The organism is Vibrio sp. F13, assembly GCF_020806305.2.
GTDB classification, from domain to species: Bacteria; Pseudomonadota; Gammaproteobacteria; order Enterobacterales; family Vibrionaceae; genus Vibrio; species Vibrio crassostreae_C.
Map to the genome: position 1 here is coordinate 2,758,303 of NZ_CP170175.1, position 15,801 is coordinate 2,774,103.

Annotated in this window: 15 protein-coding genes and 1 riboswitch; of the genes, 14 read left to right on the top strand and 1 reads right to left on the bottom strand. The window is 44.8% G+C overall.

The window, feature by feature from the left end:
* Window positions 1-227: 227 nt before the first annotated feature.
* From uvrB to luxU, 3 genes are all read left to right on the top strand, one after another.
* Entirely contained in the window at window positions 228-2,258 is a 2,031-nt protein-coding gene (gene uvrB, locus LMH68_RS12815; protein ID WP_017062180.1) for an excinuclease ABC subunit UvrB, read from the top strand.
* Between the two features lie 302 nt (window positions 2,259-2,560).
* Window positions 2,561-3,949, top strand: a complete 1,389-nt coding sequence (gene luxO / locus LMH68_RS12820) for a quorum-sensing sigma-54 dependent transcriptional regulator LuxO (protein ID WP_004734031.1) — start codon at window positions 2,561-2,563, stop codon at window positions 3,947-3,949.
* 24 nt (window positions 3,950-3,973) lie between these two features.
* Window positions 3,974-4,318 carry a quorum-sensing phosphorelay protein LuxU gene (gene luxU / locus LMH68_RS12825; RefSeq protein ID WP_017062179.1) on the top strand — a complete coding sequence of 115 codons (345 nt, stop codon included), beginning with the start codon at window positions 3,974-3,976 and terminating at the stop codon, window positions 4,316-4,318.
* A 74-nt stretch (window positions 4,319-4,392) separates the two neighbouring features.
* On the opposite strand, the gene LMH68_RS12830 is transcribed toward luxU, so the two are convergent.
* Window positions 4,393-5,280, bottom strand: a complete 888-nt coding sequence (locus tag LMH68_RS12830) for a YvcK family protein (protein WP_017062178.1) — start codon at window positions 5,278-5,280, stop codon at window positions 4,393-4,395.
* 194 nt (window positions 5,281-5,474) lie between these two features.
* Window positions 5,475-5,627: riboswitch (molybdenum cofactor riboswitch) on the top strand.
* On the opposite strand from LMH68_RS12830, the gene moaA reads away from it, so the two are divergent.
* From moaA to LMH68_RS12885, 11 genes are all read left to right on the top strand, one after another.
* A complete protein-coding gene (gene moaA, locus LMH68_RS12835) occupies window positions 5,616-6,605 on the top strand; it encodes a GTP 3',8-cyclase MoaA (protein WP_009848642.1) in 990 nt (329 codons plus the stop codon). Its footprint overlaps the riboswitch before it by 12 nt.
* 86 nt (window positions 6,606-6,691) lie before the next feature.
* Entirely contained in the window at window positions 6,692-7,204 is a 513-nt protein-coding gene (gene moaB / locus LMH68_RS12840; protein ID WP_004734027.1) for a molybdenum cofactor biosynthesis protein B, read from the top strand.
* Window positions 7,205-7,216: 12 nt separating this feature from the next.
* Window positions 7,217-7,696, top strand: a complete 480-nt coding sequence (moaC, locus tag LMH68_RS12845) for a cyclic pyranopterin monophosphate synthase MoaC (protein WP_004734026.1) — start codon at window positions 7,217-7,219, stop codon at window positions 7,694-7,696.
* The gene (gene moaD, locus LMH68_RS12850) at window positions 7,693-7,938 is read left to right on the top strand and encodes a molybdopterin synthase sulfur carrier subunit (protein WP_004737346.1); all 246 of its coding nucleotides are present in this window, start codon (window positions 7,693-7,695) and stop codon (window positions 7,936-7,938) included. Before moaC ends, moaD begins: the two co-directional genes overlap by 4 nt.
* A gap of 2 nt (window positions 7,939-7,940) precedes the next feature.
* Entirely contained in the window at window positions 7,941-8,396 is a 456-nt protein-coding gene (moaE, locus tag LMH68_RS12855) for a molybdopterin synthase catalytic subunit MoaE (protein WP_210445839.1), read from the top strand.
* A 650-nt stretch (window positions 8,397-9,046) separates the two neighbouring features.
* On the top strand, window positions 9,047-10,678 hold the full coding sequence (locus tag LMH68_RS12860) for an ABC transporter substrate-binding protein (RefSeq protein ID WP_017062175.1): 1,632 nt from the start codon (window positions 9,047-9,049) through the stop codon (window positions 10,676-10,678).
* A 114-nt stretch (window positions 10,679-10,792) separates the two neighbouring features.
* Window positions 10,793-11,713, top strand: a complete 921-nt coding sequence (oppB, locus tag LMH68_RS12865) for an oligopeptide ABC transporter permease OppB (RefSeq protein WP_017062174.1) — start codon at window positions 10,793-10,795, stop codon at window positions 11,711-11,713.
* Window positions 11,714-11,728: 15 nt separating this feature from the next.
* Window positions 11,729-12,631, top strand: a complete 903-nt coding sequence (gene oppC, locus LMH68_RS12870) for an oligopeptide ABC transporter permease OppC (RefSeq protein ID WP_017062173.1) — start codon at window positions 11,729-11,731, stop codon at window positions 12,629-12,631.
* 42 nt (window positions 12,632-12,673) lie between these two features.
* Window positions 12,674-13,645 (top strand): ABC transporter ATP-binding protein, encoded by a 972-nt coding sequence (locus LMH68_RS12875; RefSeq protein ID WP_012603544.1) that lies wholly within the window; start codon window positions 12,674-12,676, stop codon window positions 13,643-13,645.
* Window positions 13,642-14,628, top strand: a complete 987-nt coding sequence (gene oppF / locus LMH68_RS12880) for a murein tripeptide/oligopeptide ABC transporter ATP binding protein OppF (RefSeq protein ID WP_009848634.1) — start codon at window positions 13,642-13,644, stop codon at window positions 14,626-14,628. Before LMH68_RS12875 ends, oppF begins: the two co-directional genes overlap by 4 nt.
* A 205-nt stretch (window positions 14,629-14,833) precedes the next feature.
* Window positions 14,834-15,772, top strand: a complete 939-nt coding sequence (locus LMH68_RS12885; RefSeq protein WP_136978363.1) for a glutathione S-transferase family protein — start codon at window positions 14,834-14,836, stop codon at window positions 15,770-15,772.
* Window positions 15,773-15,801: the final 29 nt, after the last annotated feature.

Consider the following 15,801-nt stretch of genomic DNA (forward strand, 5'->3'; position numbering starts at 1 on the left):
GTAAAACAAGTGCTATTTTTAGATTTTTTGGGGAAAAGTAGTGGATGAAAAATTGAGTGATTTAGCTGAAGAGATCTTGCAAGGGCACGGATAATACCAAGTTCTAAAAGTAAAAGCTATCACTGATATCTAATCTTAAGATGCATTTCTCTAGATAATTGTTGCAACGACACTCCTCCTAGAGTGACAATGACCTGATTAAAAAAACAGTATGGAAATGGCGACCTATGAGTAAACTCTTTGACTTGGTATCGGACTACAGCCCGTCCGGTGATCAGCCGACAGCGATAACCAAATTACTAGACGGATTAGATTCTGGTTTGGCACATCAAACTCTACTAGGGGTAACGGGCTCAGGTAAAACCTTTACCCTTGCCAACGTCATTTCCCAATCTCAAAGACCTGCGATTCTGTTAGCGCCTAACAAGACATTGGCGGCTCAACTTTACGGTGAGATGAAATCTTTCTTTCCAAACAATGCCGTTGAGTATTTCGTTTCTTACTACGATTACTACCAACCTGAAGCCTACGTTCCAACCACGGACACGTTCATCGAGAAAGATGCGTCTGTGAACGCTCATATCGAACAAATGAGGCTTTCGGCAACCAAAGCCTTATTAGAACGAAAAGACGCCATCATTGTGGCTTCTGTGTCGGCTATCTACGGTCTGGGTGATCCTAAGTCTTATTTGAAGATGATGCTTCATTTGAGTCGTGGCGAGGTGATGGATCAGCGAGACATCCTGCGTCGATTGGCTGAGCTGCAATATTCAAGAAACGATGTCGCCTTTGAACGTGGTCAGTTCCGTGTTCGTGGTGAGGTGATTGATATCTTTCCGGCTGAATCTGACCAAGATGCGGTTCGAATTGAGATGTTCGATGACGAAGTGGACTGCATTAGTATTTTTGATCCTCTGACTGGTGCGGTGAAACAAAGAGACTTGCCGCGCTTTACGGTTTATCCAAAAACTCACTATGTAACGCCAAGAGAAAAAATCCTTGAGGCGATTGAGAACATCAAGGACGAACTGCGCGATCGTGCTCAATACTTAAAAGACAACAATAAGCTTTTGGAAGAGCAGCGTATCTCTCAAAGAACTCAGTTTGATATTGAGATGATGACTGAGCTTGGCTTCTGTTCCGGTATCGAAAACTATTCACGATACTTGAGCGGCCGTGCGGAAGGGGAAGCGCCGCCAACGTTATTTGACTACCTGCCTGATGATGGTTTGCTGATCATCGATGAGTCACACGTGACTGTGCCGCAAATTGGTGCGATGTATAAAGGTGACCGTTCTCGTAAAGAAACCTTGGTCGAGTTTGGTTTTAGACTGCCTTCTGCATTGGATAACCGTCCGATGAAATTTGAAGAGTTCGAATCGATCGCGCCACAAACCATTTTTGTGTCGGCCACGCCGGGTAATTATGAGATTGAGAAATCAGATGGTGAGATTGCTGATCAAGTGGTGCGTCCTACTGGTCTGTTAGACCCAATCATCGAAGTAAGACCTGTCGCGACTCAGGTGGATGACTTGCTGTCTGAAATCAGAATCCGTTCAGTGAAAGAAGAGCGCGTATTGGTCACTACGTTGACTAAACGAATGGCAGAAGACTTAACCGAATACCTTAGTGAGCATGGTGTTAAGGTTCGTTACTTGCACTCAGATATCGATACCGTTGAGCGTGTAGAGATCATTCGAGACCTACGTTTGGGCGAGTTCGACGTGTTAGTGGGTATTAACTTACTTCGTGAAGGTTTGGATATGCCGGAAGTATCGCTGGTGGCAATTCTTGATGCTGATAAAGAGGGTTTCTTACGTTCTGAGCGTTCTCTGATTCAAACCATTGGTCGTGCAGCTCGTAACTTGGAAGGTCGAGCTATCTTGTATGGTGACTCGATTACCAAATCAATGAGAAAAGCGATTGATGAAACCGATCGTCGTCGTGAGAAGCAGCAAGCCTACAATGAAGAGCAAGGCATCACGCCGCAAGCGTTGAAACGTAATATCAAAGACATTATGGAGCTGGGTGACCTGACTAAATCCAAACAACAGCGACAGTCTAAACAAGTTCCGTTATCTAAGGTTGCTGAACCTTCTGAAAGTTATGCAGTGCTTACACCACAGCAGCTTGATAAAGAGATCAGCAAGCTAGAAGCTGCGATGTATCAGCATGCTCAGAACCTAGAATTTGAATTGGCAGCACAGAAGCGTGATGAAATTGAGCAGCTAAGAAAGCAGTTTATTACCAACAGCTAATCTCACTTTTCATTCGAAGAATTGTTCCCCTCAATACAAGAATTGAGAGTGTTTCAGACAAAAAAACAGCCAGTAGTAAATGTTCTACTGGCTTACGTTTGTGAACACTCGGTCCACTAACAACGTCAGTTGGCTAGGTGACCCGAAGGTCATTTATACCTTTGCATCGTTCGTGCCAGATAGATAAAACATTGATTGTTTGAAGTAAGTAAAAAAACGCACTACAAATATTGTGGCTAATTTGCATAATGCAAAGCGGAATGCGACTATAATAAGAAATGCAAATTATAAATGGCTAGGATATGCAATCAAAAACGCTAGATAATAAATCGAAGTATTTGTTGATGGTCGAGGATACCGCTTCGGTAGCAGCTTTATATCGCTCGTATCTTACACCGCTCGAAATTGATATCAACATTGTCGGCACTGGCCGCGATGCAATCGAGAGTTTGAATCATCGAATCCCAGACCTTATTTTATTAGATCTACGTCTGCCTGACATGACGGGTATGGACGTGCTATTTGCTGTAAAACAAAAATACCCTGAAGTTCCGGTTATCTTCATGACGGCTCACGGTTCTATCGATACCGCCGTAGAAGCCATGCGTCATGGTTCTCAAGATTTCCTTATCAAGCCGTGTGAAGCCGACCGACTCCGTATTACGGTGAACAACGCGATCCGCAAAGCCACCAAACTTAAAAACAGCTCGGAACACCCGGGAAACCAAAATTACCAAGGTTTTATTGGTAGCAGCCAAACCATGCAGCAGGTTTACCGAACTATCGACTCTGCAGCATCGAGTAAGGCCAGTATTTTCATTACAGGTGAAAGTGGTACCGGTAAAGAGGTGTGTGCAGAAGCTATTCATGCGGCGAGTAAGCGTGGTGACAAGCCTTTCATCGCGATTAACTGTGCGGCTATCCCTAAAGATCTGATTGAAAGTGAGCTATTTGGCCACGTTAAAGGCGCCTTTACCGGTGCTGCAACCGATCGCCAAGGTGCCGCTGAACTCGCTGATGGCGGTACACTATTCCTTGATGAATTGTGCGAAATGGACTTAGAGCTACAAACTAAGCTGCTGCGCTTTATCCAAACCGGTACTTTCCAAAAAGTCGGCTCTTCGAAGATGAAGAGTGTCGACGTTCGTTTTGTGTGTGCGACCAACCGTGACCCTTGGAAAGAAGTACAAGAAGGTCGCTTTAGAGAAGATTTATACTATCGTTTATACGTGATTCCATTGCACTTGCCGCCATTGCGTGAGCGTGGTGAAGATGTCATCGAGATCGCGTATTCTCTGCTAGGCTATATGTCGGTCGAGGAGGGGAAGGCGTTTGTACGTTTTGCTCAGGAAGTACTTGATCGCTTTAATCAATATGAGTGGCCGGGTAACGTTCGTCAGCTACAAAACGTGTTGCGGAACGTGGTGGTTTTGAATAACGGCAAAGAGATTACTCTCAACATGCTTCCACCACCGTTGAACCAACCGATTGAAAACAGTCTGCGATTGAAAGAGAAGCAGAATGAAGACATCACGGTAAAAGATATTTTCCCATTGTGGATCACTGAGAAAACGGCTATCGAGCAGGCCATTAAAGCGTGTGATGGCAACATCCCTCGTGCGGCAGGTTTCTTAGATGTCAGTCCATCGACGATATACCGTAAGTTGCAAACGTGGAATGCGAAGCAGTAATCAACAAACAATAAGAAAATAATAATGACGAAAGTATTAAATCAGCAAAAAGTTGATGAGCTTGCCGGCGAAATAGGCCAAGAGAATGTCCCGGTTTTACTGGAAATCTTTTTAGGTGAGTTGAAAGGCTACTACGAACACCTAGAGATAAATAAAGAGTCGGATACCTCTAAGTACTTGGCTGATATCAGTCATGCGCTTAAGAGCAGCGCAGCAAGCTTTGGTGCGGATTCTTTGTGTAGTTTTGCGATTAGCTTAGACGCAAAAGTGAAGCAAGCGTTGCCTGTAACCGAGATTGATTTTCAAGATATGCAAGACCTCCTGTTATCGACGTACACTGAATATCAGCAGTTGATGACGGACCTTTAAAACAGCGAGTTATTACTGAGATTAAAAAAGGAGCAGCATGCTCCTTTTTTGTTGTTTGTCGCTTGAACCTATGGCTACGCCAACTGGGCTTCAATGGCTTGTTGAAGCTTCACGCGGTCGTGTCGCCAATCTCGGTTTGCCGATGCAAGATCTGTGGTCACACAATTCCATTGTACTTCTAGTTCCGGGTGAGGTTCATTGCCTAACACGATGTCTATTTTCCTTGCCTTACAGGTACGTTCACACCACTCCAATTGCTCTTGAAGCGTCATTTTCCCTGCGGGACCGTGCTCTGGTGAAAGGTTTTCAACGAAGATAACTTTTGCCTTGGTGTTCTCAGAGATTGCTTTGCCAATCTCTGGAAGGAGAAGAGGGGGCATTACACTGGTTAAAAAGCTTCCAGGGCCAAGGACAATGCAGTCTGCTTGCTCAACGGCAGCAACGGCTTCTTTGGTTGCTGGCACTTCTGGAGACAAGTCCATCATGCGCAGCTTTTCCGTCATGTCATCAACGTTGGTTTCGCCGGTAACCCAGCGGCCGTCCATTGATAGAGCCGTGAGGTCTGAAGGATGCTCAGTCATCGGCACGATATTGACATCGACCTTGAGCATATTTCGAATCAGGTTAATTGCTTCCAATGGGCGAACGGAAAGGTTGTCTAACGCCGTCAGCATTAGGTTACCCAAGTTATGACCGTCTAGCTCACCTTGACCACGAAAGCGGTATTCGAACATCATCGAACTGATTGAAGGCTCTGTGATTAATTGGTTGATACAGTTGCGTGTATCTCCCCATGCGATGCCACCTTGGCAATCTCTAATACGTCCGGTGGAACCGCCGTTATCTGTCGTTGCAACAATGCCAGTTGCGTTGTTACCAAAGTCTTTTAATGCAGCTAACATGCGACCTAAGCCATGGCCACCGCCGATTGCTACGACTTTCTTTGAAGAGTAAATATTCATTTATTGTTCTTGTTAGGTTATTACCAACTATAATTTAGGTTAAATGCTTCTCGCTATATACTCAACAAGAGTTATTTTGAGCGTTTGATACGTTTTTTTTGCCGATGTGACCCGTTTTTTACCATCAGAGCTAGATTCACGTACAAATATTAAGTATTTTATTAATCAGCTACTGCGCGTGTGAATATAACGCTCAGTTGCCATAACTCCGAGCTCTCGCATGCTAAGTCGCACAGTGGTATTTGCTGTACCGATACGCATCAAGAGCCAGTGACATGTTGTCACAAGGGCTTAATTGGAAATGATTATGCCTCCCGTGTTTGGAAAGGTGTTCCGTGGCGCAACAATTCGAAGATAGATTCCATCGCAAGTTTTATTACTTGCGCTTGTCGGTTACAGACGTCTGTAACTTTAAATGTACTTACTGCTTGCCAGATGGTTACAAACCGTCAGGGCAAAAAAACTCGTCTTTTTTAAGTGTTCCCGAGATCAAACGCGTTGTTAAAGCGTTTGCAGATTGTGGTACCTCAAAGATCCGCATTACAGGCGGAGAGCCGAGTCTGCGTAAAGACTTTCCTGAAATCATACATACCGTTGCTTCTACTCCAGGCATCGAAAAAGTGGCCACCACAACGAATGGCTACCGCATGGAGAAACAAGTAGGGCAATGGCGTGATGCTGGTTTAACCCATATAAACGTGAGCGTGGATAGTTTAGATTCGCGCATGTTCCATCAGATCACTGGTGAGAATAAGTTTACTGAGGTTATGCGAGGCATTGATAAAGCGTTTGAGGTTGGCTTTGAACAAGTCAAAGTCAACGTCGTATTAATGAAAGACCTCAATAGTCAGGAATTACCAGCCTTCCTTAATTGGATCAAAGACAAACCTATTCAATTACGTTTTATCGAGCTGATGAAAACCGGCGAGATGGACGAGTTGTTCGATAAACATCATGTGTCTGGCGTTGCGATTCGCAACCAGCTTATTGCTAATGGTTGGCTGTTAAAAGTCAAAGCCGTTAACGATGGCCCGGCGCAAGTGTTTGTCCACCCAGACTACAAGGGTGAAATCGGTTTGATCATGCCTTACGAGAAAGACTTTTGTGAGAGTTGTAACCGACTGCGCGTTTCTGCGACCGGTAAACTTCACTTATGTCTGTTTGGCGACCATGGTGTTGAACTGAGAGATCTGATTCAAGAAGATCAACAAGAGCAAGAACTCATTGATCGAATTCAGGCTCAGCTTCAAACCAAGTCCGTTAGCCACTTCTTACACGATGGCAACAGCGGCATGACTCCAAACTTGGCGTCAATCGGCGGTTAACCCGCTACACACTCTAAAGCATTTTATCGCTCAGCTTCTTCAGGCTGGGCGAATTAGTCTAATGAAAAATTTATATAGGTGAACAAATGGGTCACGCAGAAAGCAAATTCCAAGCAGCAAACATCGCAGTACTAACGGTTTCAGATACTCGTACAGAAGAAAACGACACTTCAGGCGGTTACCTAGCAGAGCATGCTAAAGAAGCGGGTCACAACGTGGTTGATAAGCAAATCGTTATTGATGACATGTACAAGATCCGTGCGATCGTATCTAAGTGGATCGCTGATGAAAGCGTACAAGCGATCATGATCACTGGCGGTACGGGCTTCACTTCTCGCGACAGCACGCCTGAAGCGCTTAAGCCACTATTCGACAAAGAAGTAGAAGGCTTTGGTGAGCTATTCCGTCAAGTATCTTACGAAGAGATCGGTACATCGACCATTCAATCTCGTGCGATTGCGGGCTTTGCTAACCACACAGTAATCTTTGCGATGCCAGGCTCTACAGGTGCTTGTCGTACTGGTTGGACTAAGATCATCAAGCAACAGATGGATGCTAGCCACCGTCCTTGCAACTTCATGCCACATCTTTCTGTATAAGGCGGTTTGAGTATGAGCCAATTTACACACATTAACGCGTCTGGCGAAGCAAACATGGTCGATGTATCGGCTAAAGCTGAGACAGTACGCGAAGCGAGAGCGGAAGCATTCGTTCAAATGTCTGCTGAAACGCTAGAGCTGATTGTTTCTGGTAGCCACCATAAAGGTGATGTTTTCGCAACGGCACGTATCGCAGGTATTCAAGCGGCTAAGAAGACGTGGGATCTGATTCCCCTGTGTCACCCTCTGCTATTAACTAAAGTAGAAGTGCAGCTTGAAGCTATCGAGTCTGAAAACAAGGTTCGCATCGAATCTGTTTGTAAGCTTGCGGGTAAGACGGGCGTAGAGATGGAAGCGCTAACGGCTGCTTCTGTGGCTGCGTTAACGATTTACGATATGTGTAAAGCTGTTCAGAAAGACATTGTTATCGAAAACGTGCGCCTGCTAGAGAAGACAGGTGGTAAATCTGGTCACTTTAAGGTGGAGTCATGATTACAGTACTTTTCTTTGCTCAAACTCGTGAACTTGTTGGTGTGGACAGCGTTGAAGTTGATGCACAATTTAAGACGATTGAAGCGATTCGTAGTCATCTTGTGACACAAGAAGGCAAATGGGATATCGCTTTGGAAGAGGGCAAGCTTCTGGCTGCGCTTAACCAATCTATCGTGCCTTTGACGACTGAAGTGAAAGACGGTGATGAAGTTGCTTTCTTCCCACCAGTGACTGGAGGCTAAGCATGGATTCAAGAGTATTAGTGACAGCTGAGGACTTCTCGGTAGGCGACGAATACGACTACTTGGCTCAAGGTACAGCTGCCGGAGCGATTGTGACGTTCGTTGGTAAAGTTCGCGACATGAACCTTGGCGACAATGTGATAGGTTTGTCTCTGGAGCACTACCCGGGTATGACAGAGAAATCACTGAGCGAGATCTGTGATCAAGCTGAGGCACGCTGGCCAATCCAAAAGATGCGAGTGATTCACCGCGTGGGTGACCTAGATATCGGTGACCAGATTGTTTACGTTGGTGTCTCCAGTGCGCATCGTGGCGCTGCCTTCGAAGCGTGTGAGTTTGTTATGGACTTTCTGAAAACCAAAGCGCCGTTTTGGAAAAAAGAACGTACCACTGAAACAACTCGCTGGGTTGATTCTCGCGATTCAGATACAAAAGCTGCGGAGCGTTGGGAGAAATAATTCTCGCAATATGATGTTGCTCCAAAAATTCGCTCTGTTGATTGAGACAGTAAAAAGCCGACGTTGAACGTCGGTTTTTTTGTGCGTGCTACAAAGTCATTTATAAATAAATGGTGTATTAATAAATGGTTAGTCATTCAAGTTGCATATAAATTCGGAGCGTGATTTTGTCTGTCTTGGTGCATTGCTAAATCTGTTTTGGTGCAGTGCTTTATGCTGTTTTGTATAAAGTGATAATCCTCACAAATAGTGGAGTCTATTTAGGGGATATGTGATGTGCAATTAGATTTCATGTGGCATTAATGTTAATTTGCCGTCTGTGTTCTAGCATAAGATGCTAAAAAAAAGTATCAATACAGATACATCAACACTAAAGGCTGTTTTTTAATTAATCCCTATGTGTAACTCACTATTCATTAGGTTTTTATTAGAGATTTACACTGTTACCTTGAGTAATTCGGAGAATTATCCGATTTTTTGCGACTTGTTTATGGCAAATTACTTCAATGGTTGATAGTGTGTGCCTCAATCTTTGTAAGGTTTTAGATTTTTATGCTTAAATTTTGAGCTAAATAAATCTAAATCACTGCCGTTCAGTGAACCAAGCAAAGAAGTCATGGATGCAATACATAAAACTTGGAGTTTATTAAATGTACAAGAATAAAATCACTCAGGCCCTTCTTCTAGGTGCTGGTTTGGCAGTGGCTGCCTCTTCTACTCTTTCTATCGCTGCTGAAGTTCCAGCAGGCACAGAACTGGCAAAAGTTCAGGAACTTGTTCGCGGTAACGGTACTGAAGTTGCAACTATCGACCCACACAAATCTCAAGGTGTACCAGAATCTCACGTAATTCGTGATCTTCTAGAAGGTCTAGTGAACCAAGACGGCGACGGCAACACTATCCCTGGTGTTGCGGAAAGCTGGGAAACGACAGACAACAAAACATTCACTTTCCACCTACGCAAAGACGCAAAATGGTCTAACGGCGATCCTGTAACAGCTCAAGATTTTGTATACAGCTGGCAACGTGCAGTTGATCCTGCAACGGCTTCTCCATACGCTTGGTACATGGAATACACCAAGATGGCGAATGCGAAAGATATCGTAGCGGGTAAGAAAGACAAGAGTGAACTAGGCGTTAAAGCAGTGGATGCAAACACTCTAGTTGTTGAATTAGAAACAGCGGTACCATACTTCGTAATGATGATGGGCCACACAACAATGAAGCCAGTACACCAGGCAACTGTTGAAAAATACGGTGACCAGTGGACTAAGCCAGAGCACTTTGTTGGCAACGGTGCATTCTCTGTTGATAAATGGGTTGTTAACGAGCGTCTAGTACTCAAGCGTAACGAACAGTACTGGGACAACGATAAAACAGTTCTTAACAAAGTAACGTTCCTACCAATCGAAAACCAAGTAGCGGAAATGAACCGTTTCCTATCTGGTGAAATCGATTTCACAAACGAACTTCCAACTGAGCACTTCAAGCGTCTTCAAAAAGAGTACGCAGAAGATGTATCTGTAGCGGGTAACCTATGTACTTACTACTACATCTTCAATACGAAGAAAGCACCATTTGATGATGTTCGTGTTCGTCAAGCAATCTCTTACGCGATCGACCGTGATATCGTAACAGGTGCTATCCTAGCGCAAGGTCAAAAACCTGCGTATTTCCTAACGCCTGAAATCACAGCTGGCTTCGATCCTGAGCTACCTGCTTACGGCAAGATGTCTCAGAAAGAGCGTAACGCAGAAGCGGAACGTCTTCTTGAAGAAGCGGGTTACGGTAAAGACAACCCACTTAAATTCAACCTGCTTTACAACACTTCAGAGAACCACAAGAAGATTGCTGTAGCGCTAGGTTCTATGTGGAAGAAAACACTGGGTCTTTCTGTAACACTTGAGAACCAAGAGTGGAAAACGTACCTATCTTCTAAAGATTCTGGTGACTTCGAAGTAGCACGTGCTGGTTGGTGTGGTGACTACAATGAAGCGTCTTCGTTCCTAACGCTAATGAAGAGTAACAACACTACCGGTGGTGTTCACTACGACAGCGCGGCTTACGACCAGATCATCGATAAAGCACTTAACTCAACTTCAGAAGAAGAGCGTAAAGCACTTTACCTAGAAGCTGAGGCGCTAATGGCAAACGACATGCCAATCGCTCCTATCTACCAATACGTTAAATCTCGTCTACTTAACCCGCATGTTGGTGGTTTCCCAATCAACAACGCGGAAGACAAGATCTTCTCGAAAGACCTATACATCAAAGCTCAATAATAAGCTTCGATTCTAAAAAGTTAATATAACTATAACGATACAGGCACTACATGCGCAGGGCGCGCATGTAGCGTCTTTCTAATTTTAATTGTCACAGACTGAAAGAGTGAGTTTATGCTTAAATTCATTATGAAACGGATATTTGAAGCGATTCCAACCATGTTGGTGTTGATCACTATATCTTTCTTTCTCATGCGTTTCGCACCGGGTAACCCGTTTTCAAGCGAGCGTCCATTACCGCCAGAAGTTATGGCTAACATCGAAGCTAAATACGGCTTAGATAAACCAGTGTTTGAACAATACACCACGTATTTGACAAATATCTTACAAGGTGACTTCGGTCCCTCTTTTAAATACCAAGATTACACAGTAAATGAGCTGATCGCGGTTGCACTTCCAGTATCTGCGAAGGTAGGTTTCGTTGCTTTTATCTTCACATTATTGATGGGGGTAACGGTCGGAACCATTGCCGCCTTGAAGCACAACACCTGGGTCGACTACACCATAATGTCGACCGCCATGCTCGGGGTGGTAATGCCATCTTTCGTGTTGGCACCGGCGCTTATTTACCTTTTCTCCCTGCACTGGAACATATTCCCAGCAGGTGGTTGGCATGGCGGTACATTCATGTACATCGTGCTGCCTGTTATCGCGATGTCTCTTCTTTACGTAGCAACCTTTGCTCGTATTACTCGTGGTAGCATGATTGAAACGCTAAACAGTAACTTTATCCGAACTGCACGTGCAAAAGGTCTAAGCTACCGTTATATCATTCTAAAACATGCACTTAAGCCAGCAATGCTACCTGTTGTTTCTTACATGGGACCTGCGTTCGTAGGTATCATCACAGGTTCAGTTGTTGTTGAAACCATCTTCGGCCTACCAGGTATCGGTAAGCTGTTTGTTAACGCCGCGTTTAACCGTGACTACTCGCTAGTAATGGGTGTAACCATCTTGATTGGTTTCCTATTCATCTTGTTCAACGCAATCGTTGATATTTTGCTAGCGCTTATTGACCCGAAAATTCGCTACTAACAGGGACGCATGGTTATGTTGAAGAAAAAAGAAAATTTAGAAGCGATCGAAAAGTTCTCTGAGAGCTTAGAGATTGAAGGTCGTAGTTTGTGGCAGGACGCGCGCATTCGTTTCATGCGAAACAAAGCTGCGATGGTGAGTCTGTTCATTCTTACGCTTATGGTACTGGCAGTTATCTTCTTACCAATGCTGGCTCAGTACACTTATGATGATACTGACTGGTACGCAATGCACGTTGGTCCGAATGCGGATCACTGGTTTGGTACCGATAGCTTAGGTCGTGATTTGTACGTTCGTACTCTTGTCGGTGGCCGCATCTCATTGATGGTTGGTGTGATGGGTGCCTTCGTAGCGGTACTGATTGGTACGCTTTACGGTGCAGCTTCAGGCTTCATCGGCGGTCGTACTGACCGAGTGATGATGCGTATCCTAGAGATCTTGTACGCAGTGCCATTCATGTTCCTAGTAATCGTACTGGTAACGTTCTTTGGTCGTAACATCGTCCTAATCTTCGTTGCTATTGGTGCGATTGCTTGGCTAGATATGGCGCGTATTGTACGTGGTCAAACGTTGAGCCTACGTAGTAAAGAGTTCATTGAAGCTGCACACGTATGTGGTGTAAGCAAATGGAAGATCATTACACGTCACATCGTACCGAACGTACTGGGTATCGTAGCGGTTTACTCTACGTTGCTTATTCCAAGCATGATCCTTACAGAATCATTCTTATCTTTCCTTGGTCTTGGTGTTCAAGAGCCTATGACAAGCTGGGGCGCATTGCTTCAAGAAGGTTCGCAAACAATGGAAGTTGCAATCTGGCAATTGACATTCCCTGCGGCATTCATGGTAGTTACGCTGTTCTGCTTTAACTACGTAGGTGATGGTCTGCGCGACGCGCTTGATCCAAAAGACAGATAACGAAATAGCAATTAAAAGCTATAAAAGATTAAGGAAGCAATAATGAGCTTATTAGATGTCAAAGATCTGCGCGTCGAATTTACCACACAAGATGGTATCGTAACCGCAGTAAACGACTTGAACTTCTCACTTAACCAAGGCGAAACGCTGGGTATTGTTGGTGAGTCGGGTTCAGGTAAATCACAAACGGTATTTGCACTGATGGGGCTGCTGGCTAAGAACGGCATCATCTCAGGCAGTGCAAAGTTTGAAGGCAATGAAATTCTCAACCTGCCTGAAAAAGCACTGAACAAGGTTCGCGCTGAACAGATCGCGATGATCTTCCAAGATCCAATGACCTCACTGAACCCTTACATGAAAGTAAGTGATCAGCTGATGGAAGTACTTATGCTGCATAAAGGCATGGGTAAAGCAGAAGCGTTTGAAGAATCAGTACGCATGCTTGAAGCGGTGAAAATCCCTGAAGCACGCAAGCGTATCACTATGTACCCGCACGAGTTTTCGGGCGGTATGCGTCAGCGTGTGATGATCGCAATGGCACTGCTGTGTCGTCCTAAATTGCTTATCGCTGATGAACCAACAACGGCACTGGATGTAACCATTCAAGCGCAAATCATGGAATTGCTGAACGAACTAAAAGATGAGTTCAATACAGCAATCATTATGATCACCCATGACTTGGGTGTTGTTGCTGGTTCTTGTGACAAAGTACTTGTGATGTACGCGGGTCGTACAATGGAGTACGGCACGGTTGATGAAATCTTCTACGAGCCAAGCCACCCATACGCGGAAGGCCTGCTTAAAGCGATTCCTCGTTTGGATACCGAAGGTGAAATTCTACCGACGATTCCAGGTAACCCACCTAACTTACTTCGCCTACCAACAGGTTGTCCTTACCAAGACCGTTGTCACCGTGTAATGGACCGTTGTAAGCAAGAAGCACCGATTTTGCAGCCATTTGCTAAAGACCGTCAGCGTGCTTGTTTTTCAGATTGGGAGACTTGGACAAAATGAGTAAAGAATTACTATTAGATATTAAAGACCTGAAAGTTCACTTTAGCATTGCAGCTAAGTCTGCTTGGCCTTGGGCAAAACCATCAAACCTTAAAGCGGTTGATGGGGTTGATGTTCACCTTTACGAAGGCGAAACGCTTGGTGTAGTAGGTGAGTCTGGTTGTGGTAAGTCGACTTTTGCCCGTGCGATTATCGGCTTGGTTGAAGCGACTGAAGGGCAAGTGATGTGGTTAGGTCAAGACCTAACTAAGATGCAGGAAGTGAAGCGTCGTGAGACTCGTAAAGAGATTCAGATGATCTTCCAAGACCCGCTAGCGTCGCTTAACCCACGTATGTCAGTAGGCGATATCATTGCTGAGCCTCTAGAGACTTTCTTCCCTGAACTTTCTAAACAAGAAGTGAAGGACAGAGTTAAAGAGATGATGGCAAAGGTTGGTCTACTACCAAACGTAATCAACCGTTACCCACATGAATTCTCTGGTGGTCAGTGTCAGCGTATTGGTATTGCACGTGCGCTTATCTTGAAACCTAAGATGATCATCTGTGATGAACCGGTTTCTGCACTCGATGTATCTATCCAAGCTCAAGTAGTTAACCTTCTGAAAGAGCTACAGAAAGAACTTGGTTTGTCTTTGGTATTCATCGCGCACGATTTGTCAGTGGTTAAACACATTTCTGACCGTGTCTTGGTGATGTACCTAGGTAACGCGGTAGAGCTTGGTGAATCAGATGCCTTATTCTCTGATCCAAAGCACCCGTACACCAAGGCGTTGATGTCTGCCGTTCCGATTCCAGACCCTCGTCTAGAGCGCAACAAAACGATTCAGATGTTGGAAGGTGATTTACCATCGCCAATCAATCCTCCATCAGGTTGTGTGTTCCGTACACGTTGCCCACAAGCAACAGAGGCGTGTGCGCAAACTAAGCCAACTATCCAAGGCGATGACGTACACGCAGTATCTTGCTTGCACGTGCAAGTCTAGAGCCAATTTAAAACGGTTCAGCCTGTGACAGGCTTAAGCGCGACTAGTTTTTAGAGTCGCGCTTTTTTTGTACTGCAGACCTAGTTCCTATATTTTGCTCAACAGCTTCATCAAATAATTCGAACAACTAAGCCAACTTTTTCTAGTTTTGAAAAAGTTGGCTTTTTTTATACTAGAGAAAAGTTAGCATCACAGAGGTTTGGATATGGGCAAATTAGTTGAAGGTGTTTGGCATGATGTGTGGTACGACACGAAAGAAAGCGGTGGTAAGTTTGTTCGTGAAGATGCGGGCTTTCGTCATTGGGTAGAGAACAAACCGGGCGCGCAGTTTGAGCCGGAAAGCGGCCGTTATCACTTATACGTATCGTTAGCTTGCCCTTGGGCGCACCGAACCCTTATCTTCCGCGAACTGAAAGACCTAACCGATCACATTGACGTGACGGTTGTTTGCCCAGACATGATGAGTGAAGGTTGGCAAATGGGGTTACCTGAACCTCTATTTGGCCATACCCGCATGCACCAAATCTACACTCAAGCCAAGCCTGACTACTCGGGTAGAGTAACGGTACCTGTGCTGTGGGATAAGAAAACCAACACCATTGTGAGTAACGAGTCGTCTGAAATCATTCGCATGTTTAACTCAGAGTTTAACGAGCTAACGGGTAACACCGATGATTACTACCCGTGGGAGTTGTCCAAGAAGATTGATGAGTGGAATGATTATATCTACCCAAACATCAACAACGGCGTATACCGAACCGGCTTTGCGACAACACAAGAAGCCTACGAAGAGGCGTATGAAGCGTTATTTGAAGCGTTAGATAAAGTGGATGCGCATCTTAGTGAGAAACGTTATTTAGCGGGAGAGCAGATTACTGAAGCGGATTGGCGGTTGTTCACGACCTTGGTTCGATTCGATGCTGTGTATGTGGGTCACTTCAAGTGTAACAAGCAACGAATTGCGGATTACAAACATATCCAAGGTTATCTAAAAGAGCTCTATCAAATAGAGGGTATTAAAGAGACGACCGATTTCTATCATATCAAGCGTCACTACTACTACAGCCACACTGGTATCAATCCGACTCAAGTTGTACCCAAAGGACCAGAGCTAGACTTAGAATCACCACATGGTCGAGGCTAGGCTTACCAAGTAGTTCCTTTACTCCAGAC